This window comes from Bacillus sp. GMa5/1, assembly GCF_050172015.1.
Taxonomy (GTDB): Bacteria; Bacillota; Bacilli; order Bacillales; family Bacillaceae_G; genus Bacillus_A; species Bacillus_A cereus.
Window position 1 is genome coordinate 1 of sequence record NZ_JBNLYC010000349.1, and the last position, 2,221, is coordinate 2,221.

Below are 2,221 nucleotides of genomic sequence, written 5' to 3' on the forward strand. Positions count from 1 at the left end.
TATGGCGTGATATTAGTGGTAGTAAGCCTGGTATGTTGAAAATATGGACAGGTACGACTTGGGAACTTGTTGTTGCAGATACAGGACCATTACAACAAAGCATTAAAGATGTTAAGGAAGATATTGAAACAACTAAAACAGAATTAAACAAGAAAGTTCAAGAAGCACAAAATCAAGCGACAGGACAATTCAATGAAGTAAAGGAAACCTTACAAAGTGTTAGTCGCACAATTTCTGATGTACAAAACGAACAAGGTAATATTAATAAAAAAGTAACTCAAATAGAACAAAACGCAGATGGATTTAAAACTTCTATTGAATCGTTAACTAAGAAAGATAACGATATCAGCAATAAATTAAATACAGTCGAACAAACCGTAGAAGGCACAAAGAAGACTATTTCTGATGTGCAGCAAACAACAAGTGAGCTTAAGAAAACAACAACTGAAATTAAAGAAGAAGCTGGACGTACCAAAGAACGAATGGAACAAATTAATAGTAAAGTTGAGAATATTGATATTGGAGTTAACAACCTTGTTATCAATTCATCTTGTGATAACGAAAAACCTCGAATGTTTGACCAGCCAGGCGAAAGTCAAGTTGGTGGTGTTGATGATATTCGATACTATGAAAAACATCTTGCTATTAAATGTAACAGACATACAGATGCATTTTACCAAATTGGAGGTTATGAGAAATCATTACACGGTTTAGAACCTGGTAAAGAAGTAACCATCTCTGCTGATATCAATTGTGAGTCAGTCGATTATCACTTTGAAATGTTCTACGCAACAAATACAGAGGGTAATAACTGGAGAGCATTTGTTGGCGAACTTTACAAAGAATTGAAGATTTGGAAGAGAAGAAGTTTCACATTCAAAATCCCTAATGACACCACTTCTATTATGTTTCGTATTTATTTCGGACGCGTAGTAACATCAAATGGCACGTGGCTTAACTTCAAAAACGTACAGATAGAAAGAGGTAATATTGCGACGGGATACAAACGAGCTTATCAAGATCAAGTAACAACCGATGAATTCACCAAGAAAACAACCGAGATTGAAAAAAGTGTGGACGGTGTAAAAACCACTGTATCAACTGTTCAAAAAGACCAAGGTACAATGCAAACTACCTTGAATCAAGTTAAACAAACAACGGATTCTAATTCACAAACCATTACAACCCTATCTCAAACGCAAGGCAAACAAGGAGAAATTATACAACAAAACACGAGTGATATCACACAGTTGAATAATCAAATCAAATCCAAAGTAACAGATACTCAAATGCAAGAATATATAGGTGGATTAGGAAGTACGAACTTACTGTTTAATGCTGCATTTGAAGACCGAGTAATAAACGCTACTACAGGAGTTGTAACAAGCAGAAAACCAAGTATTTCTAAATGGAGTGTTGGTCCAAACGGCAGTAACTTTACAGCTGTGCCAGAAACAGCGAGAAACCATGACGGTATGAATTCCGTTAAATTAGAATCGTCCGGGCAGACAGTAGACAGAAATGCAGCTTTCTATCAATCATTACCTGTATCTCCTAACACCGGTGATTATGTGTTATCTGCATGGTTCTACACAGATGCAGTTGCTACCATAGATAATACAGCATTTGTAATGATTGAATTTTACAATGGTTCTACTTGGGTTACGAATAAAGTTATACAACTTGTACCGTTACTGACTAATGGATCATGGAAATTTATTAGTGTAACTATGCCAGCTCCCGTATCCGGTGTTACTACGATACGTTTCGTAGTGGTTATTAGAAAAAACGGTAGACTTTGGGTTTCTCAACCGCAATTACAACAAGGTATTACACCTTCTAGTTTCATGGAGAATCCGAAAGACTATGCCAACTATGATCAGCTTGTTGGTGAGATTGCCAAGAAAGTAGCGACTGCTGATTTTGATAGTAAATTTTCTAAAATGGAAACTACAATCAATCAGCAATCTAACCGCATTGACCTAAAAGCAGAGAAAACGGATGTATACACAAAAACAGAAGCAAACGGACAATTCGGAAGTAAGGCAATGGTAGAAAAGCACGAAAGTTCTATTACATTAATGTCTAATGAAATTAATTCAACAGTTAAAAAAGGTGATATTATCTCATCTATCAATCAGACTGCTGAACAAATTACCATAGATGTTTCAAAGCTTAATATCAATGCTGATACAGTTGTAAAATGGCTAACAGCAAAAGG

At 35.7% G+C, this 2,221-nt stretch carries 1 pseudogene; it reads left to right on the forward strand.

The features are described 5' to 3' along the window. A pseudogene (locus tag ACQGSG_RS28465) lies at positions 1-2,221 on the forward strand (phage tail spike protein); the annotation flags it as partial.